Genomic DNA, 24955 nt, shown 5'->3' with positions numbered 1-24955 from the left:
TCACTTTCTTCAAATGGACGACTATTCGAGGCTGATGTTGCCGATGCGCACCAGTTCGCCGTAGACCTTCGACTTCGCTTCGGCTTGGCGTTCGATCTCTTCCGGCGACCAGGCCAGGGGCTCGAAGGCAAAGGTGTCGAAGCGCGCACGGATCTCCGGATCGGCGATGACCTTCGCGACATCGGCGTTGATTTTCGCCTTGATGGCGGCCGGCACGCCCTTCGGCGCGAGCAGTGAGACGAAGGAATTCACTTCGAGCGAGGGCGGCCCACCGGCCTCGGCCATGGTGGGCACGTCGGGCATCTGCGGAACGCGCTTGGCCGCCGCGACCGCGATGTAGCGCAGCTTGCCGGCCTTGTAGATGCCCTGGCTCGACGGAATGCTCGCGAAGCTCCACGGCACCTCGCCCGTGCCCACGTTGGCGAACAGCTGCGACACCTCGCGGTAGGGCACGTGCTGCATGCGCGTGCCGGTCAGCGCGTCGAGCTGCTGCCCGCCGAGGTGGCCCGGGCTGCCCACGCCCCAGGAGCCGTAGCTGATCTGGCCCGGATGCGCCTTGGCATCGGCGATCAGGTCGCTCATGGTCTTGTACTTGGAGTCGGCGCCCACGGCCACGAAGAAGGGCGTTCGGAACAGCGAGGCCACCGGGTCGAAGTGCTGCAGCGTCACGAAGTGGCGCGACTTGTACAGGTGCGGCAGCGCGGCGATGTGCTCGCTGTCGAGCTGCAGCAGGGTGTAGCCGTCGGGCGCCGCGCGGCGCGCCTGCTCGATGGCGATGAAGCCGCCGCCGCCGGGCTTGTTGTCGATCACCACGCGCTGGTTCCACAGGCGCGACAGCTTGTCCGAGACCAGGCGCAGCACCGCGTCGGGGCCGCTGCCCGCGGCGAAGGGCGTGACCAGCGTCACCGGCTTGCTGGGGAAGTCGGCGGCGGCGGGCTGCGCGTGCGCGCCGGCACCCGCCAGCAGGGCGGTGGCCGTGGCGGCTGCGGCGAACAGTCGGGGGATCGATGGCATGGTTTGTCTCCGGGTGGTTGGTATTGGTTTTGTCGTGATGGCCGCAGGGCGCGATCATGCCGTGCCCGTGTGTCCGGACATCGGCGCGAGGCGCCCGAATGGTCAGTGCGCCGCGTGCAAGTCGCGTGCCGACGGCCGCAGGGCCGGGTCCGCATCGTCGAGGCAGCGCTCCGGCCGCCAGGCGTAGAGCCACTCGACCGCGTCGTAGAAACGCTCGGGCGTGCGGCCGACCCACAGGCTGTTGCGCACCAGGCGCTCGACACCCTTCGCGTGGTAGAGCCGGCCCATCTCGCGCACCGACAGCACGACGCGCGCGGTGCGCGGCACGCGGGCCGAGGCATAGAGCCGAAAGGCGGCGGGCAGGTCGAAACGGCCGTCTTCCCTGCGGCAGGCCCGCACCGCGGCGCCGAGCGTCACCGCGTCTTCCAGCGCCATGCAGGCGCCCTGCGCGAGGTACTGCATCATGGGATGCGCGGCGTCGCCCAGCAGCGTCGCGTTCCCCTCGCTCCAGTTCGCGACCGGGTCGCGGTCGGCGGTGCTCCAGCGGCGCCAGCTGCTCGGCCGGTCGAGCAGCTGGCGCGGGCGCGCATGCACGCCGTCGAAGTACGACAGCACCTCGGCCTGGCTGCCCTCGCTCACGCCCCACACTTCCTGGTCGCGGCTGTGGAAGGTCACGACCAGGTTGTACAGCTCGCCATGGCGCAGCGGGTAGTGCACCAGGTGGCAGTTGGGGCCGGCCCACACCACCGGCGCGTTCCAGCGCAGGTCGGCCGGCATGTCCTCGGCCGGCACCACCGCGCGGTACACCACGTGGCCGGACACGCGCGGCGCATCGCCGATGAGCTGCGCGCGCACGATCGACTTCACGCCGTCGCAGCCGACCACCGCGTCAGCGCCGAAGTGCCGCCCGTCGCGCGTGTGCGCCTGCACGCGCGCACCGCCGAGTTCGAGCACGTCGACCTGCGCGCCGGTGTGCACGCGGATCAGTGGCTGCCGCTGCACCGCGTCGAACAGCGCGCCGTGCAGGTCGGCGCGGTGGCTCACCGCGTACGGGTTGCGAAAGCGCGCGCGGAAGGCTTCGCCCACCGGCACCGAGGCGATCTCGCCGCAGTCGACGGCGTCCATCATCACCAGCCGGTCGGTGAAGACCGAGCCGCTGCGCACGGCCTCGCCCACGCCCAGCGCATCGAGCGCGGCGAAGGCGTTGGGGCCGAGCTGCAGGCCGGCACCGATCTCGCCGATGTGGCTGCTCTGCTCCAGCAGCTCGACCGAGAGGCCGAGCCGTGCCAGCGACAGGGCCGCGGCCATGCCGCCGATGCCGCCGCCGATCAGCAGGACGCGGGGCGTGTCGTTGTTCATGGGGGATGCATTCATCGTGGCGCTCCTGGAACCGGGCCGGTCATTCGATGCGGACCGACAGCGACGGCAGCCCGTCGATGCGCACCACCATGGCCTGGCCGCGCTGCACCGCGCCCACGCCCTCGGGCGTGCCGGTGAAGATCAGGTCGCCCGGCTGCAGCGTGAAGAGCGTCGAGAGGTTCGCGATGACCTCGTCGACCGACCAGATCAGGTGGGCGATGGTGGCCTGCTGGCGCACCGTGCCGTCGACCTCGAGCACGATGCCCGCGCTGTCGACGCCGGCCGCATCGGCGCGGCGCACGATCGGCGCGATGGGCGCGGAGAAGTCGAAGGCCTTGCCCACTTCCCACGGCCGGCCCTTCTCGCGAGCGGCGATCTGCAGGTCGCGCCGCGTCATGTCCAGGCCCACCGCATAGCCGAAGATGTGCGCGGCGGCATCGGCCTGCGCGATGTCGCGGCCGCCCTGGCCGATGGCGACGACCAGCTCGGCCTCGTAGTGGTAGTTCTTCGTCAGCGGCGGGTAGGGCAGCGTGGCCGTCGCGCCTTCGGCCACCGGCACCACCGACGCATCGTCGTTGGGCTTGCAGAAGAAGAAGGGCGGCTCGCGCTCCGGGTCGAAGCCCATCTCGCGGGCATGCGCTGCGTAGTTGCGGCCGACACAGTAGACGCGGCGCACGGGAAAAAGATCGTCGCTGCCGACGATGGGCAGGCCGACGACGGCGGGCGGGGTGACGACGAAGGACATGGGTGCTCCTGCCGCTCGCGGCGGCGAAATGGTCGGAATGAAAAGCAGAGGCCGAGCCGTGCGGGCTCAGTCTTCGAGGAAGGCTTCGCGCAGCACGCCCATGGCCTGCTGCACGGGGCGGTCGGAAAAGCTGAACAGCACCACGTCGTCGGACGCCACCAGCTTCAACGGCGCCCACGAGGGCACGACGAAGGTGTCGCGCGGGCCGAAGTCGAAGCGCTGGCCGCCGATGTCGGCATGGCCGCGGCCTTCGACCACGCTGTAGACCGCGCCATCGGTCATGCGGTGCGTCTTGCCCGCGAAGCCGCGCGGCAGGAGCTGCAGGTTCGTCCCGATGGTCGGCATCGGCGAGCCGCCGGTCAGCGGGTTGATGTAGCGCAGCTTGTGGCCCAGCCAGGCGTCGGGCGCTTCCTGCATCTGCAGCTGCGCCAGGGACTCGCGGCTGCGCACGTAGGGGTAATTGAAGATCGGCGAGGTGGCCGACGTATGGTCGTGCCGCACCGGCACCATGTTGTGGCCGAAGCGCGCCAGGCTGTGGCCTTCGGGCCGCGCGACGTGCTGCACCTTGGCCTCGGCGTTCTCGGCGAAGCCGGCGTCGAAGAAGCGCACCATCGGGATGTCGAGGCCGTCAAGCCACACCACCGGCTCGCTGACACCTTCGATGCCCTCGTTGCCGTGGTCGTGCCAGGCCCACGAGGGCGTGATGATGAAGTCGCCGGGGTGCATCGTCGTGCGCTCGCCGCCGACCGTGGTGTAGGCGCCCTTGCCGTCGACGATGAAGCGCAGCGCCGACTGCACATGGCGGTGCGACGGCGCCACCTCGCCCGGCATGATGAGCTGCAACCCCGCGTAGAGCGACTGCGTGATGGACGAGCGGCCGGGGATGGCCGGGTTCTCCAGCACCAGCACGCGGCGCACGGCCTCGTCGGCGGTGATGAGTTCGGCCGATTCCATCAGCAGCGGCCGGATGTCGTCGTAGCGCCAGAGCGCCGGCACGCACGGCGTCTGCGGCTCGCGCGGCACCAGCGCGTGGAGCGATTCCCACAAGGGGGTGAGGTGCAGCGGCCGGATGCGTTCGTAGTAGGCGCGGCGTTCGTCGGCCTGTGGCGGCGCGGCGCGCAGGGTGGCGGTGTTCATGGGCTTGTCTCCTGCAGGGATGGGGCAGCACGGCCATCTGTCGGGCCTCGGTGCGCCATTGTTCGCCGCGCCCCACTATGGAATCAAGCCCGCCCGCCAATACCCGATATCGCTTTTTTCGATAATGGTGGCCCCGCCACCTCCGGAGTTGCACCATGGCCAAGCTCGATCTCGACTGGATCGCCGTGTTCGATGCGGTCTACCAGACCGGCAGCGTGTCGAAGGCGGCCGACCGGCTGGGGCTGGCGCAGGCGGCGGCCAGCACCATGCTCAACAAGCTGCGCGCGCACTTCGACGATCGCCTGTTCACGCGCACCGCGCGCGGCATGCAGCCGACGCCGCATGCGGAGCGCATCCGCCCGCACCTGCGCGAGGCGCTGTCGCAACTGGAAGCCGCGCGCGGCAGCCATGCGGCCTTCGACCCCGCGCGCGCACAGCGCAGCTTCCGCATCTGCATGACGGACATCAGCGAGGTCGTGCTGCTGCCGGGCCTGCTCGACCACCTGCGCCGCGTGGCGCCGGGCGTGCAGCTGGAGACGGAGATCGTCTCGACCGAGAGCGGCCGGCGGCTGGAGAACGGCGAGGTCGACCTGGCGGTGGGCTTCATGCCGCAGCTCGACGCCGGCTTCTACCAGCAGACGCTGTTCATGCAGAACTTCGTCTGCCTGGTCGCGCAGAGCCACCCGCGCATCGGCGCGCGCCTGACGAAGAAGCGCTTCGAGGCCGAGGCGCACGCGGTGATCTCGTCGTCGGGCACCGGCCACGCGATCGTCGACAAGACGCTCGCACGGCTGGACGTGCAGCGCCATGTGGTGGCGCGGCTGTCGAGCTTTCTGAGCGTCGCGCGCATCGTGGCGCACACCGAGCTGATCGTCACCGTGCCGCGCGTGCTCGGCGAGGTGCTGTCGACGCAGGAACCGGTGCGCCTGATGGAACTGCCCTTCGCCCTGCCCGCCTACGCCGTCAAGCAGCACTGGCACGAGCGCTTCCACGCCGAGGCGGGCAATGCATGGCTGCGGCGCACGGTGGCGCAGCTCTTCGGGGGCGGCTGACCCGGACCGGACAGCCGCGAGCGCGGGATGCTGCGCCCGCACATAATCCGCTCCCACCGCCCCCACGAAAATCCGCCATGTCTTCCATCACCCTGCGCTTCCTGGCCGAACCCAGCACCGTCAACTTCGGCGGCAAGGTCCATGGCGGCACCGTCATGAAGTGGATCGACGAAGCGGGCTATGCCTGCGCCACGAGCTGGTCCAAGCGCTACTGCGTGACGGTGTTCATCGGCAGCATCCGCTTCCACCGGCCGATCATGATCGGCGACCTGGTGGAAGTGGAAGCGCGCCTGGTCTACACCGGCCGCACCAGCATGAATATCTCGGTCGAAGTGCGCAGCGGCGACATGAAGGGCGGCGGCATGCACAAGACGACCGAATGCCTGATCGTCTTCGTCTCGGTCGATTCGCACGGCCAGCCGCTGCCGGTCGACAGCTTCACACCGGCCACGCCGGGCGAGATGGCGCTGGCCGAGCGCGCGCGCGCCCACCTTGACGCGAGCCGGGCGGCGGGCGCTTCGGCGCCGGCGCCCGCCCCCACCGACAACTGAGGATCAAGCCGCCGGCAGCACCGTGCCGCTCACCTCGCCCAGCCCGATGCGCACCGCGCCGTCGCGCTCGCAGTAGCCGCGCAGCGTCAGCGTGTCGCCGTCTTCCAGGAAGGTGCGCGTCTCGCCGTTGGGCAGCGTCATCGGCTGCTTGCCGCCCAGGGTGATCTCCAGCAGCGAGCCGGCTTCTTCCAGGGTCGGCCCCGACAGCGTGCCCGAGCCCAGCAGGTCGCCGGGCTGCAGGTTGCAGCCATTCACCGTGTGGTGGGTGACGAGCTGCGCCGCCGTCCAGTAGGCCGCCTGCGTGGTGTTGCCGCGCGTCAGGCGCGTGGCGGGCTCGCCGGCTTCACGCATCTTGGCGGTCTGCAGCCAGACCTCGAGCGTGATGGCCAGCGCGCCGCTGGCGCGGTTGGCGGGCGAGTCGAGGTACGGCATGGGCTGCGGGTCGCCCGCGGGGCGCTCGAACTTCGCGCGAAAGGGCGCGAGCGCTTCCATCGTGACGATCCAGGGCGACAGCGTCGACGCGAAGTTCTTCGCCAGGAAGGGGCCGAGCGGCTGGTATTCCCAGGCCTGCAGGTCGCGCGCCGACCAGTCGTTGAGCAGCGTCACGCCGAACAGGTGCTGCTCGGCATCGGCGATGGCGATGGGCGCGCCCAGCGCGTTGCCGCGGCCGATGAGGAAGCCGAGTTCGAGCTCGTAGTCGAGCCGCTTCGACGGGCCGAAGCTCGGCTCGGCCGCATCGGGCGCCTTGGTCTGGCCCTGCGGGCGCTTGAAGCGCTGCCCGCTCACGCCGATGGAGGACGCACGGCCGTGGTAGCCGATGGGCACCCACTTGTAGTTGGGCATCAGCGGCTGGTCGGGGCGGAACAGCTTGCCGACGGTGGTCGCGTGGTGGATGCCGGTGTAGAAGTCGGTGTAGTCGCCGATGCGGCAGGGCAGCGCCATCTCGATGGCCGCCTGCGCGTAGAGCGCGATCTCCCACTCGCCCTGCTTCGGGCTGCCTTCCTGCAGGCCTTCGGACAGCGCCGTGCGCAGCGCCGCGCGCTCCGCGGGCGTCGCTGCCATCAAGAGGTTCATGTCGGCATGGTCGACCACCTTCGCCGCCTTGAGGTCGAGCACCTGGTCGCCGATGGCCACGCCGATGCGGAAGGGCTCGTCGGTGCCGGCCGGCCGAAAGCGGCCGAAGGGCAGGTTCTGGATGGGGAAGTCGGAGCCCGCGGCATTGGCGGATTCGACCCAGCTGCGCAGCTTCGGGTCGTGGGTGGCGTCGAGTGTCATCAAAGATCCTTCAAGGTGTTCGTGCGCGTTGCTCTCTTTTCCAGGAACACCGCGGAACCGGCTTTGCCGGGCCGCTGGTGTTGCCCCCGGTAGGGGGTGGGCGGCCACACGAAGTGGGCAAGCCTGGGGGCGAGCAACATCTAATCCGCGGACATGCCGGCCTTCTTGGCGACATCACCGAGGCGTTGGTATTCGGATTGCGTGAGCTTCGCCAGCGCCTCGGCCGACGAGCCGCGCGGCGTGAAGCCGGCCTGCGTGAGCTTGTCCTTCACGTCGGGCAGGGCGAGCGCCTCGGTGAAGGCGTCGTTCAACGCCTTGACGATCGGGGCCGGCAGATGGGCCGGGCCGTACACGCCGAACCACGGGTCGAGCGCGTAGCCCTTCAGGCCCGTCTCGGCGATGGTCGGCACGTCGGGCAGCGACGGCGATCGCGCCGGGCCGGCCACCGCCAGCGCGCGCAGCTTGCCCGCCTGGATGTGCGGCAGCGACGCGGGCAGGTTGTCGAACATCACGCCGACGGTGTTGCCCAGCATGTCGTTGATGGCCGGGCCGCTGCCCTTGTAGGCGACGTGCGTGAGTTCGGTGCCGGTCATTTGCGCGAACATCACGCCGGCCAGGTTCATCGAGGTGCCGGCGCCCGCGGTGGCGTAGGGCAGGCCGGGCGCCTTCTTCGCTGCGGCGATCAGGTCGGCCACGCTCTTGATGGGCGAGGTCGTCGGCACTTCGAGCACGATGGTCGAGGTGCCCAGCAGGCTGATGGCGGTGAAGTCCTTGCGCGGGTCGAAGGCCATCGACTTGTAGATGTGCGGGTTGAGCGCATTGGTCGAGATGGCGCCGAAGCCGATGGTGTAGCCGTCGGGCGCGGCCTTGGCCACCACGTCCATGCCGATGTTGCCGCCGGCACCGCCGCGGTTCTCGATGATGACCGGCTGGCCGAGCTTCTCGGACACCTTCTGGCCCACCGTGCGCGCCACCAGGTCGGTGGTGCCGCCGGCGGTGTACGGCACGATGAAGCGGATCGGCTTGGCGGGGTAGTCGGCGGCCTGCGCGGCGGCGAAGGGCACGCCGATCCAGGCGGTGGCGACGAGCGCGGCGAAGCTCGCGCGGCGGGAAGAGGCGAAGGTCATGTCTCTGCGTCGTTGTTGTTGGAAAGGCATCCATTGTTGCGGCGCGCGGCAAACCTTGCACGCGCCGCGCTTCGCGGCCGTCGGCCTCTCAACGCTTGAACTGGTCTTCGAGGCCGGCCCAGCAGTCCGCGTAGTCCTCGTCCAGCGCCGGGCTCTGCATCGCGAACGGCGTCGGCACGAAGCGCAGGCGGCTCTCGAACATGAAGGCCAGCGTGTGGTCGAGCTTCTGCGGCGCGAGCGAAGCGTGGCTGGCCTTGTCGAAGGCTTCCTCGTCCGGGCCGTGCGGCACCATCGGGTTGTGCAGGCTGGCGCCACCGGGCTTGAAGCCGCCGGGCTTGGCGTCGTATTCGCCGTACACCAGGCCCATGAACTCGCTCATGAGGTTGCGGTGGTACCAGGGCGGGCGGAAGGTGTCTTCCATCACCAGCCAGCGCGGCGGGAAGATCACGAAGTCGCAGTTGGCCGTGCCGGGCGTGTCGCTCGGCGAGGTGAGCACGGTGAAGATCGACGGGTCCGGGTGGTCGAAGCTGATCGAGCCGATGGTCATGAAGTTGACCGTGTCGTACTTCACCGGCGCCAGGTTGCCGTGCCACGCCACCACGTTGAAGGGCGACTGCTTCATCGGCGCGCGCCAGAAGCGGCCGCCGAATTTCTTGACCACCTCGTAGGCGCCTTCGGCTTCTTCATACGCCGCCACCGGCGCCTGGAAGTCGCGTGGGTTCGCCAGGCCGTTGGAGCCGATGGGGCCGAGTTCGGGCAGGCGGAACTGCGCGCCGTAGTTCTCGCAGACGTAGCCGCGCGACACGCCATCGGGCAAGGCGACCTTGAAGGCCACGCCGCGCGGCAGCAGCGCGATCTCGCCCGGCTTCACGTCGAGCACGCCCATCTCGGTGGTGATGACCAGCCGGCCCTGCTGCGGCACCAGCAGCATCTCGCCGTCGGCGTTGACGAAGGCGCGGCGCTCCATCGAGCGGCCGGCCAGGTACATGTGCGCGGCCACGCCGGCCTGTGCCTCGGCATCGCCGTTGGCGGCCAGCGTGTGCATGCCGTCGACGAAGTCGGCGGTCGCGGTGGCCGCGTCGAAGGGAATGGGATGCCAGCGCAGCGGCTCGGGCGCCACCGCCATCTCGCGGTCGGCACCGGTCGCCCACAGCGGCTGCGCGTAGGGCTGGTAGCGACCCGCCACCACCGAAGGCTGGCGCCGGTACAGCCAGGTGCGGCGGTTGGTGTGGCGCGGCGCGGTGAAGGCGGTGCCCGAGATCAGCTCGGGGTACAGGTCGAAGGGCGCGCGCTGCGGGCTGTTGCGGCCCTGCGGCAGCGCGCCGGGCACGGCCTCGCTCGCGTACTCGTTGCCGAAGCCGTGCTGGTAGCGCAGGGCGGTGTCGGGGGGCGTGGTGCTCATCGTCTTGTCTCCATCAGGAAGTTCGTCTAATCCAAATGCGTTCGCTTTTAGCGAATTCGCGGAGTGTAATGCCGGCGTGGGTTCATGTCTAATCGGTTCCTCCTTCACGAACGACCCACGGCAAGAAACGGGACCGGATGGCCAGCAGCAGCAAAAGCAGCGTCAGCACGCGCGAAAGCCCCGCCCAGCGCGGCATCCAGAGCATCGAGGTCGGCGGCCAGCTGCTACGGGCGCTGGTGCACCACGGCCGTCCGATGGCGCTGAAGGATCTGGCGCGCGAGGCCGACATGACAGCCGCCAAGGCGCACCCGTACATGGTCAGCTTCGGCCGGCTCGGCCTGATCGAGCAGGACGGCGCCAGCGGCCACTATCGGCTCGGGCCGCTCGCCCTGCAATTGGGGTTGATCGGCCTGCAGCAGGCCGACCCGGTGCACATCGCCACGCCGCTCATGGCGCCGCTGGCCGAGCAGATCGGCCAGACCGTCGGCCTGGCCGTGTGGGGCGCGCGCGGCGCGACCATGGTGCATATCGCCGAAGCGCCCTCGCCCGTGCATGTGAGCCTGCGGCACGGCACCGTCTTCTCGCTGACCCGCACCGCATCGGGCCGGCTCTTTGCGGCCTACCTGCCGCCGGCCGAGGTGCGCCAGATGCTCGAGGACGAACGCCGCCGCGAGAAGCAGCGCAAGGCCGATGCGCCCGCACCCGCCGGCCTGCCCCCGGTGCAGCCGCTGCCGTCCTGGAGCGCGTTCGAGGCCCAGCTCGACGAGGTGCGCGCGCACGGCGCGAGCCGGTCGGAGAACGAGGTGATCCCCGGCGTGAGCGCCATGGCCGCACCGGTGTTCGACCACACCGGCGCCATCGTGCTGGCCGTGACGGCGATCGGCCCGTCGGGCATCTTCGACACCCGCTGGGCCGGGTCGGTGGCGACGGCGCTCGTGCGCTGCGCGCGGCAAGTGTCCGATCGGCTGGGCACGCCTGTGCGGGCCGAGCCCGCGGGCCACAAGAACGCGGCGCACGCATCGCAAGGGCCTTCGAACATGCCGGACGACGCCGAAGATTAGGCAGCTCACGCGGCGGCATGCGACAGGGACCGATCAGCGCAGCGTGAAGCGCGCGGTCGACGCCGGCTTGCCGTCGATCCGCACCACCACCACCGCCTTGGTGCCGGCTGCAGTCTTGAAGCTGCCGGTGGCCTCGAGCCTGTCGCCGGACGGCTGGAGTTCGACGTCCTGCTTGTCGGTGCCGGCCAGCAGCGTGAGCCTGGCGCTGGCCTTGGCCACGTCGGTCGGTTTGCCGTGGTCGCGCAGGTACAGCTGCACCACACCCGGCTTGGCGACCAGTTCGTAGTCCATGTCCTTGACCTCGGTCACCACGCCGCCGTGCAGCGGCGTGTGGGCGTGTTCGTCGCCATGCGCGAGGGCCGTGCCGGTGGTGACGACAAGGGATGCGGCGAGAAAAAGGGAACGCAACGTCATGAAAGACTCCTTGGAAAGATGAGGGAAGAACAGGTCACAGCGCTTCGGCGCTGTCGTCGTCGGCCAGCCGCTGGGCCGCCTTCCGGCCGAACAACCAGAACATCGCGGGCGTGAGGAAGGTGTCGAGCAGCGTCGAGCTGATGAGGCCGCAGAAGATCACCACGGCCACCGGGTGCAGCACCTCGGTGCCGGGCTGCTCGGCCTCGAACAACAACGGTGCCAGCGCGAAGGCGGTGACCAGCGCGGTCATCAGCACCGGCGCCAGCCGCTCGAGCGAGCCGCGCACGATCATCGGCACGCCGAAGGCCTCGCCCTCGTAACGCATCAGGTTGACGTAGTGGCTCACCTTGAGGATGCCGTTGCGCACCGAGACGCCCGCCAGCGTGATGAAGCCGACCAGCGCCGCCACCGACAGCGGCTGCCCGGACAGCCACAGGCCGAGCACCGCGCCGACCAGCGCCAGCGGGATGTTGGCCATGATGAGCGCCGACAGCACCATCGAGCGATAGCGGCTGTAGAGCACCACGGCCATCAGCGCCAGCGAGACCAGCGACAACACGCCGATCAGGCGCGACGCCTCTTCCTGCGCCTGGAACTGGCCGCCCAGCGTGACGAAGGTGCCCTCGGGCAGCTTCGTCGCCGCCACGGCCGCGCGGATGTCGGCCACCACGTCCGACAGCGGCCTGCCCTGCGCGTTGGCCGAGAGCACGATGCGGCGCTTGCCGTCGTCGCGGCTGATCTGGTTGGGGCCGTCGCCGTCCTCGATGGCGGCGATCTTCGACAGCGGCACGCGGCCGGTCGGCGTGTCGATCAGGATCTGGCCGAGGCCTTCGATCGAGCGCGCCGTCTCGGGCAGGCGCACCACCAGCGCGAAGCGGCGGTTGCCCTCGACGATCTGCGCGACCTTCTCGCCTTCGACCAGGCTCTGGAGCGTGGCGAGCACCTGCGGCGCCGGCACGCCGTAGCGCGCGGCGGCGGCGTAGTCGATGCGCACCTTGATCTGCGGCGCCAGCACCTGCTTCTCGATCTCCAGGTCGGCCAGGCCGGGGATGGCCGCGAGCTTCGCGCGCAAGACATCGGCCTGGCCGCGCAGCACGTCCAGGTCTTCACCGAAGATCTTGATCGCGATCTGCGAGCGCACGCCCGAGAGCATGTGGTCGATGCGGTGCGAGATCGGCTGGCCGATGCCGATGGCCGCCGGCAGGTTGGCCAGGCGCGCGCGGATGTCGGCGCCGATCGCGTCCATCGAGCGCGTGAGTTCGGCCGTCGGCTTGAGGCCGACGTCGAGCTCGCTCACATGCACGCCCTCGGCATGCTCGTCGAGTTCGGCCCGGCCGCTGCGCCGGCCGACGTGCGTCACCTCGGGCACCTGCTGGACCAGCACCTCGGCCTGGCGCGCGAGCGCGGCGCTCTCGGCCAGCGTCACGCCGGGGTTCAGGCGCAGGCCGATCAGCAGCGTGCCTTCGTTGAAGGGCGGCAGGAAGGTGGTCGGAAAGAACGGCACCGCCGCGCCCGCGACCAGCACCGCCGCACCGGCCGCAACGAGCGCCGCCTTGGGCCGCGCCAGCACCGATTGCAGGCCGCTGCGGTAGCCGGACTTCAACCATGCCAGCACCTTCGTGTCGCCATGCTCGAGCCGCTTCATCTTCGGCAGCAGGTAGTAGCTCAGCACCGGCGTGACCGTGACCGACACCACCAGCGAGGCCAGCGTCGACACGATGAACGCGATGCCCAGCGGCACGAAGAGCTTGCCCTCCAGCCCCGGCAGCGCGAACAGCGGGATGAACACCAGCACGATGATCACCGTCGCATAGAGGATGCCCGAGCGCACCTCCATCGATGCCTTGCCCACCAGGGCGAGCAGGTTCATGCGCTGCGCAGGCGGCTTGGCACGGTCTTCCTTCAGGCGGCGCAGGATGTTCTCCACGTCGACCACCGCGTCGTCCACCAGCCCGCCGATGGCGATGGCCAGGCCGCCGAGCGTCATGGTGTTGATCGACAGGCCGAACCAGCGGAACACCAGCGCGGTGATGAAGATCGACACGGGGATGGCCACCAGCGCGATCACCGTCGGCCGGATCGTGCCGAGGAAGAAGAACAGGATCACCGCGACGAAGACCGACGCGCCGATCAGCTTGCCCTGCAGCGTGCTGATCGACGCCTCGATGAAGCTGGCCTGCCGGAAGGTGACCTGCGGAGCCTCCATGCCGGCCGGCAGCGAGGCCTGGAGGCCGGCGAGCGCTTCTTCGATCGACCGCGTCAACGCGATGGTGTCGGCCGTCGGCTGCTTCTGGATGCCGAGGATGACGGCCGGCTTGCCCTCGAAGCCCGCGTCGCCGCGCTTGATGGCGGCGGCGAAGGTGACTTCGGCGATCTGCCGCAGCAGGATCGGCTGGCCGCCCTTCGCCGTCAGCGCCAAGTTCTTCAGGTCGTCGAGGCGCGAGGTGCGGCCCAGGTGCCGGATCAGGTATTCGCGCCCGTTGAGCTCGAGGAAGCCGCCCGAGGTGTTGCCCGAGAAGCCCTTGAGCGCGGCCTCGAGCTGCTCGTGCGTGATGCCGAGGTCGCCCATGCGCACCGTGTCGGGCTGCACCTGGAACTGCCGCACCTCGCCGCCGATCGGGATCACCTGTGCGACGCCCTGCACCGACAGGAGACGCGGTCGCAGCACCCAGTCGGCGTATTCGCGCACCGCCATCGGGCTGACCTTGGCCGTGTCGATCGGGATGGCGATCTGCATGATCTCGCCCATGATCGAACTCACCGGCCCCATGCGCGGCGTGATGCCCTCGGCCAGGCCCTCTTCCATCGAACCGAGCCGCTCGGCCACCAGTTGGCGCGCGCGGTAGATGTCGGTCGACCAGTCGAAGGTCACGTAGAGGAAGGAGAGCCCGGCCGACGAGACCGAGCGCACCGACGCCACGCCGGGCAGCCCGTTCATCGTGGTTTCGAGCGGCAGCGTGATGAGCTGCTCCACCTCTTCCGGCGCCATGCCGCCGGCTTCGGTGACGATGGTCACGGTGGGTTTGTTGAGGTCGGGGAACACGTCCACCGGCATGCGCGACAGCGTGAAGGCGCCGTAGCCCATCAGCACCACGCCGGCGATGAGCACCAGCAGCCGATTGCCCAGACTGAATTCGAGGAGCCACTTGAACATCGTGCGGCCTTCAGCGGAGCTGGTTGATGAGCGTGGCGCCCTGCGTCGCCACGCGGTCGCCGGCCTTGAGGCCGGACGTGACGGCCACGCGCACGCCGTCGAGCGGCACGGTGGTCACGGTGCGCGGCACGAAGCGCTCGGCATCGGTCTTGACCCACACGATGGTCTGGTTGGCCGGGTTGCGCATCAGCGACGCACTCGGCACGGCGATGCCCGTGACCGTTTGCCTGCTGCGCACGAAGACCTGCACCGACTGCCCGACGGCGAGCCGCGCGAGCGCCGCGCCTTCCGCGCGGAACTGCAGCGGCAGCGCCTGCTCGCGCAGGCTGCGCGCCGCGCCGACGAAGACCAGCGGCACGCGTGCGGCGTTGACCGGGCCGACCGCGATGGCCGCGTCGGCGATGTCGGCGCCCATCGCCGCATCGAAGGCCAGCGCCTCCACGCGCAGGCGGGTCGGGTCGATGACCTCGAACAGCAGCTCGCGCGCATCGACCACCTGGCCAGCGACCACGCTGGCCGAGGCGATCACGCCCGACACCGGCGCGACCAGCGCGTCGCGATGCGAGAGACCCGCGCCGATGGCCGCCGCACGCTGCTGCAGGCTCGCGGCCTCGCTCTCGGCCGCTTCGATGTCCTTGCGCGGCACCGTGTCGGCCAGCTCGCGCAGCCGTCCCACGCGACGGTCGGCCAGCGCCTTGGCGGCGCGCAGCTCGGCGAGTTGCGCGGCCTGGTTCGAGCGCTCGACGGGCGCGGCCGAGGCGACCACGTACGCCAGCACCTCGCCCTTGCGCACCGTCTGCCCCGGTTCGGGCAGGCCGCGCGGGCCGGGCTCGACGCGGCCTGCCACCAGCGCCTGCACCTTGCCGCCGGCGTTCGGGTCCATCAGCACCTTGCCGGCGAGTTCGGTGGTGCGGGGCAGGTCGGCGGATGCGGCGACGACGGTGCGCACCGCGAGTTGACGCTGCGCCGACTTGGGCAGGAACACGCTGCCGTCGGGCAGGCGCTGCGGGCCGTTGGCGTTGACGGCGGCGGGCGCCTCGCCGTGGCTGTGGCCTTCGTCGGCGTGTGCCGTGGTGGCGAGCGCGGCGCCCAGTGCCAGCGTGATGAGCAGTCGTGCGGCGCTCATGCGGCACCTCCCACTTGCGGCGTGCGCGATGCGCGCGCGCGTCGGGCCAGGGCGATCAGCAGGGCCAGGACAACGGCACCGCCGAGCGCGCCACCGACGATGCGGCGCCAGTTGCGCGGCGCCGCGGCGTCCTCGTGCGCATCGGCGTGGATGTCGAGTTCGCCGGCCAGCAGGTCGGTCTCGCTGCCGGCGATCACCGTGGCGGTGATGGGCAGCACGCCCGGCGCGGGCACGTCGGCGAGCTGCACTTCGAAGAGGCCCTCGCCATGCGGCTCGGCCTTGACGGTCGTGCCACCGATGTCGAGCTCCAGCGTGGCCTGCGGCACCGGGGCGTTGTCGGCGAAGCGGTCGAGGTACAGCGTGAGCAATGTCCCGTCGAGCACGCCGACGAGTTCGAAGGTGTCGGAGACCGCTGTGAAGCGTGGCAGCGCCGGGCCGGTGGGTGCGGCGGGCGCGTCGCCGTGGTCGTGGCCGGCGTCGGCGCGTGCCGGGGCGCCGGCCAGCAGCAGGAGGGCCGCGCAGAGCATGGCGAAAAGGAGTCGGGAAGTCATGTCGATGCTTTCAAGAAAGAAGGAGGCCGTCATTCGGGCAGCAGGCCCAGCGCCTGGCGCCAGTGCGAGATGGCGGCCGCCAGGTCGATGCGGCTGCGGGCCGCCTGGCGTTGCGCCTCGGCGGCTTCGGCTTCGATGCGCAGGCGCGTCGGCAGATCGGTCTCGCCGAGGCGGAAAGACCGGTCGAAGAAGCCACGCGATTCGGCCGCGAGCTGCGCGCGGCGCTCGGCCGCGGCGAGTTGCACCTTGGCCGCATCGACCTGGGCGCGTGCCGCGTCGGCCTCGCCGGCGACGCGCTCGGCGGCCAGCGCGCGCTCGACATCCAGTTCGGTCGCCTCGGCACGCGCGGTGGCGGCCACGGCGGCCTGCCGGTCGCCCGCGCCGAAGGGGATGCGGATGCCGAGCGTGAGGGTGCGCAGCGTCGGCTCGCCCCGGCCGTCGCGTTCGCGCGTGGTGGCCAGCAGCAGCTCGGGGTTGGCACGCGTGCGCAGGGCGGCGAGCGCTGCCGCGCGGTCGGCCACGGCGGCGCGGTCCTGCAGGTCGCGCAGGGCGGGATGGGCGTCGGTCGATGGCGCCAGCGGCTCGGGCTCCATCGCGGGGGTGGCGTCATCCGTCCCCGGGGCCGTGAACGCCGGCCCCACGACCGCGCGCCAGCGCTGCTCGGCCAGCGTGCGCGCAGCCATGGCCTGCGCCAGGGCGGCGTCGGCGGCCGCGAGCGCGCCGTCGGCCTGGTGCTGGTCGGCGCGCGCCAGGTCGCCGGCCTTCAGCCGACGCGCGACATCGTCGGCCAGGCGACGCGCGGCGGTCTGCTGGTCGCGCGCCAACGCGACGTCGACCGCGCTGCGCTGCCAGCCCCAGTGCGTCTCGCGCAGCGCCTCGGCGACGCGCAGCCGCGCGGCGTCGGCGCGGCTTTCGACCGCGCGCGCCCCGGCGTCGGCCAGCGCGCCGCTGCGGCTGCGCTCGCCGGGCAGCCACAGCGGCACCGAGACGCCGGCCTCCAGCTCCCGCACGCCCTGGTTGTCATGCCAGCGGTCGGAGCGCTGCGACAGCGCCAGCGCGGGCGGCTCGGGCGTCCAGGCCTGCGCGGCGCGGCCCTGCGCCGCGGCCGCATCGCGCCGGATCTGCAGCGTCGCGGCTTCCGGCTGGCGCGCCCAGGCCGCGTCGAAGGCCTGCCGCAGCGAGCCCGTGCCCGCGGAACCCTGCGCGCCGGCCAGGCCGGTGCCCCCCATGAAAAACAGCGCCGCGCCCAGGGCGCGCACGCGGATCGAACGTCGTGATATCTGTCGGTGCATCCGGATCTCCGTTGATGGAACAAGCCACGGGGAGATCGGCGAGGGGCGCGATCGGGACGATCGCGCTGCGGCGCGTCAGCCGCTCTCAGGCATCGAGAGCGCGCCGCCGCGCGGACGGGAACGGGGTGTGAAGGGCCGGTCCGCCTCGCCGATCAGGCGAGGGGCGGCCACTGCGGGCGGTCGGGCGGTGCAGTCGGCCGCAGCAATCGGCCGGAGGCGGTGGACGGGGCGCGGTCCCGGGTTCGGGCCAGGCCCGCCATGGTATCCCACGGCATCAGCATCCCGACGCCCAGGCCGTGGCAGTGGCCGCAGTCGGGGTCGATGCTGGCGCTGACGCGGCCATCGTCGTCCGCGGGTTGGCTGTCCGCCGCATCGGCCGTGGTGTCGCCGTGCGCATGCTGGTGGTGGCCCAGGTGCCGCACCTGCGTGCCGGATTCGTGCGCGCAATAGCCGGTCACCGCCGCCCAGCTGAACTGGAAGGGCAGCAAGGTCAGCAGGAAAACGCAGAGCCAACGACGCATGGGCGGCGAGTGTAGGCGCCCGGCGCGATGCCGCCATGGGACAAATCGTCCTGTCCAATAGGGGCATGGAACACACCCAAGCGCTCGAACGACGCATCGAAGAACTGGAGATCAAGGCCAGCTTCACCGATGACCTGCTGGACCAACTGAACCTGACGATCTTCCGGCAGCAGGAGCAGATCGACCGTCTGGTTCAGCACCTGGCCCAACTGCGCCAGCAGATGCCGGAAGGCGGCGGCACACGCAGCCCGCGCGATGAACTGCCCCCGCACTACTGATGCATTCAGATACATGTTTGGATACGTTAAGTCACACATGAGGCTTTGAGGCGACAGCATTCAAAGAAAGTGCGTGGTAGGGAAATGTCACCTGTCACCTTCGTACAGAATTCGTGCATAAGCAGCGATGATCGGACCTACAGCGGCTGCGGGTCCCTCGCGATTCCGCGCCGACACGGAATCGACCGACCGCGACACAGCTCATCACACTGTCACAACACCCGCTGCACCATGCGTCCTCCTTCCGCTGCCCCCGACTGGCGCCACACCGCCGGGCACCACGCCTGCGCTCCGGCTCGCCCATGATCCGCAAGCCGGTGGCACGTACCGTGATTTCGATGGGGTGCGGCGCGCTGGTCGCTTCCGTGCTCGCGATCATGCTCGGGGACTGGACCGTGCGCCGCCAGCAACAAGCCGACGTCGCCGAGATGGCACACGTCTACATCGCTCGGGCCGACCAGATCAGCGGTGAAGCGAACGATGCGCTGGCCGAGATCGAGCAAACCGGCGACACGAGTTGCTCCGACGCCGAGGTGTCGCGGCTGCGCCGCATCGTGCTGACGTCACGCTACCTCAAGAGCACCAGTCGGCTGCGCAACGGCGCGGTCTTCTGCAGCTCGACCGTGGGCGCCATCGACCCGCCGGTCCCGGTGTCGCTGCCCGAGGTGGTGGGCGAGAACGGCCTGAACATCAGCTTCAACGCGCCGCAGGTGGGCGTGCCCGGCGCGAATGCCCTGCTGATGCAGCGCGGCAACGCCGCCGTCAGCCTCAACGGCCTGGCCTACATCGAGGCGGTCGACCCCCGGCTCGACTACACGATCGTGAGCGGCCGGCAGGCACCGCTTCGGGTGCTCCGGGCCGTCGGCCCCGTGCCGAACCTCGACGAGGCCCATCTGGGGACGGAGCAGCCGATCTACCTGAACAACCGCCGCTACGAGGTGAGCTGTTCGCAACGCTACGCCGGCTGCATCGTCGCCGCGTTGCGCCAGCCCCCGTCGATCCTCCATTCGCCGGTGGTCCTCGAGTTCGGCATGTTCGGCCTGCTGATGGGCCTGAGCGGCGGCTTCGCGGCGAGCGTGGCCATCGGGCGATCCCGCTCGCTCGGCAAGCAGTTGCGCGTCGCGATGCGCTCGGGCCAGCTCAAGGTGGTCTACCAGCCGATCGTGCGGCTGTCCGACCGGCGCCAGGTCGGCGCGGAGGCGCTGCTGCGCTGGACCGATCCCACCGGCAAACCGGTCAGCCCCGACGCCTTCATCGCCACGGCGGAGAACGAAGGCTTCATCGGGCAGGTCACCCGCTTCGTGGTGACCCGCGTGCTGGAGGAACTGCACGACGAGCTGCGCCGCCGGCCGGATTTCCAGGTGACAGTCAACGTCGCGGCCAGCGACATCCTGGACAACGCCTTCGCCCCCTTCCTCAGTGCACGGCTGCAGGCAGCCGGCCTGCCGCCGACCTGCATCGGCCTGGAGTTGACCGAGCGCACCACCGCCAACAGCCGCGAGCTGGGCAAGGCCATCGCCCGGCTGCGCGAGGCCGGGCACAAGGTCTACATCGACGACTTCGGCACCGACTATTCCAGCCTGTCCTACCTGTCGCGGCTGCGGGTCGATGCCATCAAGATCAACCGGGCCTTCATGCAGGCCCTGCACGACCAGAGCGACCAGGACACCATCGCGCCGCAGATCGTCGCGATGGCCGAGGTGCTGGGCCTGAGCATGGTCATCGAAGGCATCGAGGAAGAGCAGCAGGCCGCGTACTTCCTGGCGCTCGCGCCCACGGCACTGGCCCAGGGCTGGCTCTTCAGCAAGCCGGTCGAGGCCAGCCGACTGTTCGCGGCCTGAGGCCGGGCGCGAAAAGTTTCGCGGCGGGCCCGCCTGAAGGCACACTCGGGCCATGCAACCCGAACTGGCCAGGCTGGCCGACCACCTTGGACAGCGCCGCGAAGAAATCCTCCGGGCCTGGCGCACCGCGGTCCGCCGCGACCCGGCATTGACCACCAGCCATGCGCTGCCGCGCTCGCAGCTCAACGACCATGTGCCGGGCGTGCTGATCGCCTTCGAAGACGCGCTGCGCGCGCCGGCCGCCCCGGTGACGCAGATCGCGCCCAGTGCCGAGGCCAGCGCCCACGGGGTGCACCGCTGGCAGCAGGGCTACGACCTGCACGAGGTCACGCGCGAACTGGGCACGCTCAACCGCTGCCTGGTGACCGAGCTCGACGCCTACGCCGAGATGCGCCCCGAGGTGCCGCATGCCGTGATGGCCCACGCACGGCAGATCTGGGCGGCCTCCACCTCGACCGATCTGGAAGAGAGCACCTCGCAGTACTTCCGGTTGCAGCGGGTGGAAGCGGCGGGGCATGTGAAAGACCTGGAAGTCGCGCTGGAACGCCTCAACGACCTCGAATCGCAACGGGCCGAGCTGTGGCGCCAGATCGCGCACGACCTGCGCGGCAACGTCGGCGTGGTCGCGACCGCGGCGCGCGGCCTGTCGCTGGGCGCGGCGGCGGATGCCTCGCGCGACAAGTTCATCCGCGCTCTCGGCCACAACGTGAGCTCGCTCAAGCACCTGCTGGACGACGTCACGAGCCTCGCGCGGCTGCAGGCCGGCACCGAAACCCGCCAGCTGGTCGAGATGGACGCGGCGGCCGAGGTGAGCAGTCTGTGCGAAGGCCTGCAGGTGCTCGCGCAGGAGCGCGGCCTGTACCTGCGCACCCACGGCCCCGCGCCCTTCCCCGTGACGGGTGACCCGGTCAAGACGCGGCGGCTGGTCCAGAACCTGGTGCTCAACGCGTTGAAATACACGATCACCGGCGGCGTCGACGTCCAATGGGAAGACGCGCTGGCCTACGACGACCCGCGCTGGGTGCTCAGCGTGCGGGACACCGGGCCCGGCATCCAGGCGGGCCCTGATTCGCAGATGGCCGTGGCGCTGCAGGGCGCGACCCAGCTCACGCTGGGCGTCGAGAAAGGCGTGTCCGTGGACGATGCGATCGCGCACAGCATCACCGCGCCGGCCGGGAGTGCCGCTCCTGCGCACCTCGGGCCGGGCGAAGGCATCGGCCTGTCGATCGTCAAGCGCCTGGCCGACCTGCTGGACGCCAGCGTCGAACTCGAGTCCGACGTGGGAACGGGCACCACTTTCCGCGTGCTGTTCCCCAAGACCTACGCGGGCTGAGGTTCCAGCGGTTCGGGACGTGCCGGCCGCCGAACCTCAGCCTTTCTTGCCGCCCACCACCAGCAGCAGGCCGCCCACCACGATGGCGGCCACACCGGCCCAGGTGGGGATGTTGACGTTCTCGCGCTCCTTCACCGACAACTCCAGCGGGCCGAGCTTGGCCTGGTGGGTTTCCTTGGTGAAGCTGAAGCCGCCGATCGACAGGCCGGCGATGCCGGCGACGATCAACAGGATGCCGACGATACGGGTTGCGTTCATGGTGAGGGAGCTCCTTCGGCCGGCATGCGCGCCGGCCCGCGCATTGTGCCCCTCGTTCCGAATGCAGCCCCAACGTGCAGCTGCAGCGGCTACGCCATGAAGCCCATGTCCGTCGGGTAGTCCGCGCCGCCGAAGTTCTTGAGGTTGGGCAGGATGCCGCCCAGGTCGGCTGCCGGCACGCCGAACCACTTGGCGAGGGTGCCCGCGTACTGGTCGACCGAGGTCCCCGGAATCAGTCGACCCTGCCCCACGTGGCCTTCGTAGCCGGTCAGTTTTGCATCGTTGTTGATGCTCACCACCGGCGCCTTGCCATAGAGCCTGTCCTTGCCCTTGACGGCGCCGCCGACCACGAAGTGGTGGCCGCCCCAGCCATGGTCGGAGCCGTCGCCGTTGCTCGCCAGCGTGCGGCCGAAGTCGGACGCGGTGAAGCTCGTCACGTTGTCGCCCAGGCCGAGCGCGACCATCTCCTTGTGGAAGGCCGCCATCGCGTCGCTCAGGCGCGCCATCAGACCGGGCTGGTTGGCGATCAGGTTGTCGTGCAGGTCGAAGCCGCCCATCGACACGAAGAACACCTGGCGCTTGGCGCCCAGCGTGTCGCGACCCCGGATCAGGCGGGCGACCATGGCCAGCTGCGACGCGAGTCCGTTACCGTTGTAGGTCACGCCGCCGGCGGTCACGTTGTACGGGAAGCTGCCCGCCGTGCCGGGGTTGCCGTTCGGGTAGGCCGCGCCGCGTGCGCCGTTGATCTGCCCCTCGGCCTGCACCGCCCGCACGGTGATGCGGTTGTATTCGTTCTCCAGCGTGTGGCCGCGGGTCTGCTGCACCAGCTGCGTCATGGCGGCCTTCACCGTCGACGAGCCGTACACGTTGTTCTTGAGGCTGTTGATGGCGATGGCGCCGTCGGTGCTCACCTGGTACTGCAGTGCGTTGTCGCCCGACAGGAAGACCGCGTTGCCCGACACCGACATGCAGGTGAAGAGCGAGTTGGCGTTCTGCGTCATCGCCAGGTCGCCGAGGTTGCCGCCCCAGCCGACGGTCGAGCCTTCGGGCGACGACGACTGCCAGGTCGACTGCTGGTCGTTGTGCGAGAACAGCTTTGGCGGCACGGGGTAGGTGCGGCGGTCGCTGCCCTGGTACTGCGCACGCGTGAGCGGCACCACCAGCGGGCCGACGTTCAGCTGCACCGCCACCTTGCCATCGCTGTTGTACAGGTTGGCCAGCTGCGTCATGGCGGGGTGCAGCGCGTACTGCCGGCCGTCGGGCAGCGCGGTGGTCGGGCTGAGCAGCGTCGGTGTCAGCGACGCCTTCGGGATCGCGATGCCGCCGCCGGACAGGCCGTTGCCACCGCGGATCTGGCTGTAGGCCAGGTAGCTCGGGTCGTCGTAGGTGACGACGGTGTTGGCGTAGTCGTTGCCGCCGAACAGGAAGACGCAGACCAGCGCCTTGTAGTCGGTGGCGCTCTGCGCCGCGGCCTCGCCCATGGCCGCGAGGTTGAGCGCGAAGGGCAGCGCCGTGCCGGCCATCGCGAGCCGGCCCGAACGGCGCAGGAAGGCGCGGCGCGTGTGGCCCTGGGGATCGATGAAGTGCATGGCCTTGGCTTCCGGGTTCTTACTTCTGGATGAGGTACTCGGCCGAGGCCATGACCATGAGCACCGCCGCGTACACGCGGTTGGCCTTGACGGCGTCGGTGCTGGTCGCGGTGACGGCCGGCTGCGCGAGCGCATCGGTGATGAGCTTGAGCGTGTCGGCCGGCAGCTGGTTGGCCGCCATCAGCAGGTTCAGGCGCTGCACCAGCTTCGCGGGCTCGAGCACCAGCGCCTTCTCGGCCGCGTAGGTCGCGACCACGTCCTTGCTGGCGAAGCCGTTCTGGATGGCGCCCTGCATGAAGTTCAGGTAGCCGCCCACCGTGGTCTCGTTGACCAGCTGGAACTCCGGCGCCACCTGGCCGCCTTCGACCAGCGCGGTGCCCGGCGGCACATAGCCGGGCCGGAAGAAGTTGAAGACCGAGGGTGAACGCAACGGGCTCTGGCCGAGCTGGTTGGCGGTGCCCGAGAGGTTGCCGATCTTCCAGGTGTCGAGCGCCGAGCCGATGCCGAAGGTGCGGCCCCACTGCACGAAGCGCAGCATCGGCTCGCGCAGGCGTCCGAAGCCCGCGTCGCTCAGGCCGGCCGGGCTGCGTGCCTCGTTGTCGAGCAGCACGGCCGCCATGACGCTCTTCATGTCGCCGCGCACGCCCGCGCCGTTGTTCGCGAACACGGCCGCCACGCGCGCCACGTAGGCCGCGCTCGGGTTGCTGGTGACCAGCCGCTGGATCAGCTGCTTGCCGATGAAGGGCCCGACGTTCGGGTGGCTGAAGAGCGTGTCGAGTGCGGTCTTGAGCGCCGCCTTGCCTTCGGTCCCGGCCGGCACCGAGACGCCGAGGAAGTTCGCGGCCAACGTCGAGTGGCGCGACGCAGTGAGCGCCATCGGCCGTGTGGTCCAGGCGTTGCTCTCGATCGTGTAGCTGGCGCCAGGCGGCGTGAAGGCGCCCTTGTCGGCCGTCGCGATGTCGAGGTCGTAGCCGGTGAAGACGCGCGCCAGGTTGGTCACGTCGTCCTGCGAGTAGCTGTCGAGCGGCGTGCCGTCGGCCGCGCGCTTGATGCTGCCGTCGGCATTGAGCTGGTAGAGCCCGATGGTCATGAGCTGCATGACCTCGCGCGCGTAGTTCTCGTCGGGCTGCCGGCCGCTCGAATTCTCCTTCTGGTTGCCGCGCGTGTTGAGGTAGTACCCCATCGCCGGGTTCAGCGTGACGTTCTCCAGCAGCGTGCGGAAGTTGCCGGTGACGCCGACGACCAGCATGTCCCAGTACTGGGCCATCATGTACTGCGGCCAGTTGGAGCCGATGTCGTTGGCCGACACCACGAAGATCTCGGTCAGCGCGAGCGCCATGCGCTTGCGCAGGCCGTCGCGCGAGGTCATGAGCTGCTGCCAGATCATGCCGTCGGTGTCGACCGCGTTGTAGGCCTTGCTGGCGATCCAAGCCCAGCCGGTCAGGGTGGGCGCCGCATCGAACTGCTCGCCCAGCCACGGCAGGTAGCCCTTGGCGCGCACGTCGGCGATCTCCGCCTCCGATGCGGAGAACTGCGCCTGCAACAGGAAGCGCACCGCTTCGGCATCGTTCTGCGGCTTGGTGTAGACGTAGGTCTGCGCGGTCGCGGTGGTCGCCAGGGCCGAGAGCGAACCGGCACCGTCGCCCGTGGCGGCCGAGCCGGCACTGGCGCTGCTGCCGCCACCGCCTCCGCAGGCCGCGAGCGCCGCCGCGGCCACCAGGGTCGCTGCCAACGGCAACGCGGATGCGCCCGACGTCGCGTCCGACGCACCGGGCCTTTCGACCTCGCGCACGCGTTCCCCGGGCACGCCGACGCGGCCCGTCACCATTGCTTCCACCATGAGTCCCCGCTCCTCGGCGCGATGCGCCCTATGCC

At 70.3% G+C, this 24955-nt stretch carries 22 protein-coding genes; 6 read left to right on the top strand and 16 right to left on the bottom strand.

Going from position 1 to position 24955, the window contains the following annotated elements; genetic code table 11:
* Positions 1–21: 21 nt before the first annotated feature.
* The 4 genes from N8A90_RS16280 to gtdA form a co-directional block, all read right to left on the bottom strand.
* Positions 22–1014, bottom strand: a complete 993-nt coding sequence (locus N8A90_RS16280; RefSeq protein ID WP_262076014.1) for a Bug family tripartite tricarboxylate transporter substrate binding protein — start codon at positions 1012–1014, stop codon at positions 22–24.
* Between the two features lie 102 nt (positions 1015–1116).
* Positions 1117–2388: a 3-hydroxybenzoate 6-monooxygenase gene (locus N8A90_RS16275; protein ID WP_262076013.1), complete on the bottom strand. Its 1272-nt coding sequence runs from the start codon at positions 2386–2388 to the stop codon at positions 1117–1119.
* A gap of 25 nt (positions 2389–2413) precedes the next feature.
* The gene (locus N8A90_RS16270; protein ID WP_262076012.1) at positions 2414–3118 is read right to left on the bottom strand and encodes a fumarylacetoacetate hydrolase family protein; all 705 of its coding nucleotides are present in this window, start codon (positions 3116–3118) and stop codon (positions 2414–2416) included.
* Positions 3119–3184: 66 nt separating this feature from the next.
* Positions 3185–4255 (bottom strand): gentisate 1,2-dioxygenase, encoded by a 1071-nt coding sequence (gtdA, locus tag N8A90_RS16265; RefSeq protein ID WP_262076011.1) that lies wholly within the window; start codon positions 4253–4255, stop codon positions 3185–3187.
* A gap of 155 nt (positions 4256–4410) precedes the next feature.
* Between gtdA and N8A90_RS16260 the strand changes: the two genes are divergently transcribed.
* Both N8A90_RS16260 and N8A90_RS16255 read left to right on the top strand, forming a co-directional pair.
* Positions 4411–5307 (top strand): LysR family transcriptional regulator, encoded by an 897-nt coding sequence (locus N8A90_RS16260; RefSeq protein WP_262076010.1) that lies wholly within the window; start codon positions 4411–4413, stop codon positions 5305–5307.
* 77 nt (positions 5308–5384) lie between these two features.
* Complete coding sequence (locus tag N8A90_RS16255; RefSeq protein ID WP_262076009.1) at positions 5385–5858, top strand: acyl-CoA thioesterase; 474 nt, start codon at positions 5385–5387, stop codon at positions 5856–5858.
* A 3-nt stretch (positions 5859–5861) separates the two neighbouring features.
* Here N8A90_RS16255 and fahA read toward each other — a convergent pair whose 3' ends face one another.
* The 3 genes from fahA to hmgA all read right to left on the bottom strand — a co-directional run bounded on the left by fahA (position 5862) and on the right by hmgA (position 9662).
* Entirely contained in the window at positions 5862–7133 is a 1272-nt protein-coding gene (gene fahA / locus N8A90_RS16250) for a fumarylacetoacetase (RefSeq protein ID WP_262076008.1), read from the bottom strand.
* Between the two features lie 140 nt (positions 7134–7273).
* Positions 7274–8260, bottom strand: coding sequence for a Bug family tripartite tricarboxylate transporter substrate binding protein (locus tag N8A90_RS16245; RefSeq protein ID WP_262076007.1), 987 nt, complete (start codon positions 8258–8260; stop codon positions 7274–7276).
* An 88-nt stretch (positions 8261–8348) separates the two neighbouring features.
* Entirely contained in the window at positions 8349–9662 is a 1314-nt protein-coding gene (gene hmgA, locus N8A90_RS16240) for a homogentisate 1,2-dioxygenase (RefSeq protein ID WP_262076006.1), read from the bottom strand.
* A gap of 137 nt (positions 9663–9799) precedes the next feature.
* On the opposite strand from hmgA, the gene N8A90_RS16235 reads away from it, so the two are divergent.
* A complete protein-coding gene (locus tag N8A90_RS16235; protein ID WP_262076005.1) occupies positions 9800–10723 on the top strand; it encodes an IclR family transcriptional regulator in 924 nt (307 codons plus the stop codon).
* Positions 10724–10756: 33 nt separating this feature from the next.
* Here the strand turns inward: N8A90_RS16235 and N8A90_RS16230 are convergent, their stop codons facing one another.
* From N8A90_RS16230 to czcI, 6 genes are all read right to left on the bottom strand, one after another.
* Positions 10757–11137 carry a hypothetical protein gene (locus N8A90_RS16230; RefSeq protein ID WP_262076004.1) on the bottom strand — a complete coding sequence of 127 codons (381 nt, stop codon included), beginning with the start codon at positions 11135–11137 and terminating at the stop codon, positions 10757–10759.
* Between the two features lie 34 nt (positions 11138–11171).
* Positions 11172–14291: an efflux RND transporter permease subunit gene (locus N8A90_RS16225; protein WP_262076003.1), complete on the bottom strand. Its 3120-nt coding sequence runs from the start codon at positions 14289–14291 to the stop codon at positions 11172–11174.
* A 10-nt stretch (positions 14292–14301) separates the two neighbouring features.
* Positions 14302–15417, bottom strand: a complete 1116-nt coding sequence (locus N8A90_RS16220) for an efflux RND transporter periplasmic adaptor subunit (protein WP_262076002.1) — start codon at positions 15415–15417, stop codon at positions 14302–14304.
* Entirely contained in the window at positions 15414–15968 is a 555-nt protein-coding gene (locus tag N8A90_RS16215; protein WP_262076001.1) for a hypothetical protein, read from the bottom strand. The genes N8A90_RS16220 and N8A90_RS16215 overlap by 4 nt, the downstream gene beginning before the upstream one ends.
* Positions 15969–15997: 29 nt before the next feature.
* Positions 15998–17260 (bottom strand): TolC family protein, encoded by a 1263-nt coding sequence (locus N8A90_RS16210; RefSeq protein ID WP_262076000.1) that lies wholly within the window; start codon positions 17258–17260, stop codon positions 15998–16000.
* 152 nt (positions 17261–17412) lie between these two features.
* Positions 17413–17781 (bottom strand): cation efflux protein, CzcI family, encoded by a 369-nt coding sequence (gene czcI / locus N8A90_RS16205; protein WP_262075999.1) that lies wholly within the window; start codon positions 17779–17781, stop codon positions 17413–17415.
* A 65-nt stretch (positions 17782–17846) separates the two neighbouring features.
* Between czcI and N8A90_RS16200 the strand changes: the two genes are divergently transcribed.
* From N8A90_RS16200 to N8A90_RS16190, 3 genes are all read left to right on the top strand, one after another.
* Positions 17847–18059 carry a SlyX family protein gene (locus N8A90_RS16200; protein WP_262075998.1) on the top strand — a complete coding sequence of 71 codons (213 nt, stop codon included), beginning with the start codon at positions 17847–17849 and terminating at the stop codon, positions 18057–18059.
* Between the two features lie 302 nt (positions 18060–18361).
* Positions 18362–19900, top strand: a complete 1539-nt coding sequence (locus N8A90_RS16195; RefSeq protein ID WP_262075997.1) for an EAL domain-containing protein — start codon at positions 18362–18364, stop codon at positions 19898–19900.
* A gap of 52 nt (positions 19901–19952) precedes the next feature.
* On the top strand, positions 19953–21233 hold the full coding sequence (locus tag N8A90_RS16190; RefSeq protein WP_262075996.1) for a sensor histidine kinase: 1281 nt from the start codon (positions 19953–19955) through the stop codon (positions 21231–21233).
* Between the two features lie 36 nt (positions 21234–21269).
* On the opposite strand, the gene N8A90_RS16185 is transcribed toward N8A90_RS16190, so the two are convergent.
* From N8A90_RS16185 to N8A90_RS16175, 3 genes are all read right to left on the bottom strand, one after another.
* Positions 21270–21491, bottom strand: a complete 222-nt coding sequence (locus N8A90_RS16185; protein WP_262075994.1) for a hypothetical protein — start codon at positions 21489–21491, stop codon at positions 21270–21272.
* 89 nt (positions 21492–21580) lie between these two features.
* Entirely contained in the window at positions 21581–23080 is a 1500-nt protein-coding gene (locus N8A90_RS16180; RefSeq protein ID WP_262075993.1) for a DUF1501 domain-containing protein, read from the bottom strand.
* 19 nt (positions 23081–23099) lie between these two features.
* Positions 23100–24920 carry a DUF1800 family protein gene (locus N8A90_RS16175; protein ID WP_262075992.1) on the bottom strand — a complete coding sequence of 607 codons (1821 nt, stop codon included), beginning with the start codon at positions 24918–24920 and terminating at the stop codon, positions 23100–23102.
* Positions 24921–24955 lie beyond the last annotated feature (35 nt).

The organism is Variovorax sp. N23, assembly GCF_025486315.1.
In the GTDB taxonomy this organism is placed as follows: Bacteria; Pseudomonadota; Gammaproteobacteria; order Burkholderiales; family Burkholderiaceae_C; genus Variovorax.
This window is presented reverse-complemented; position numbering and strand designations above follow the sequence as displayed.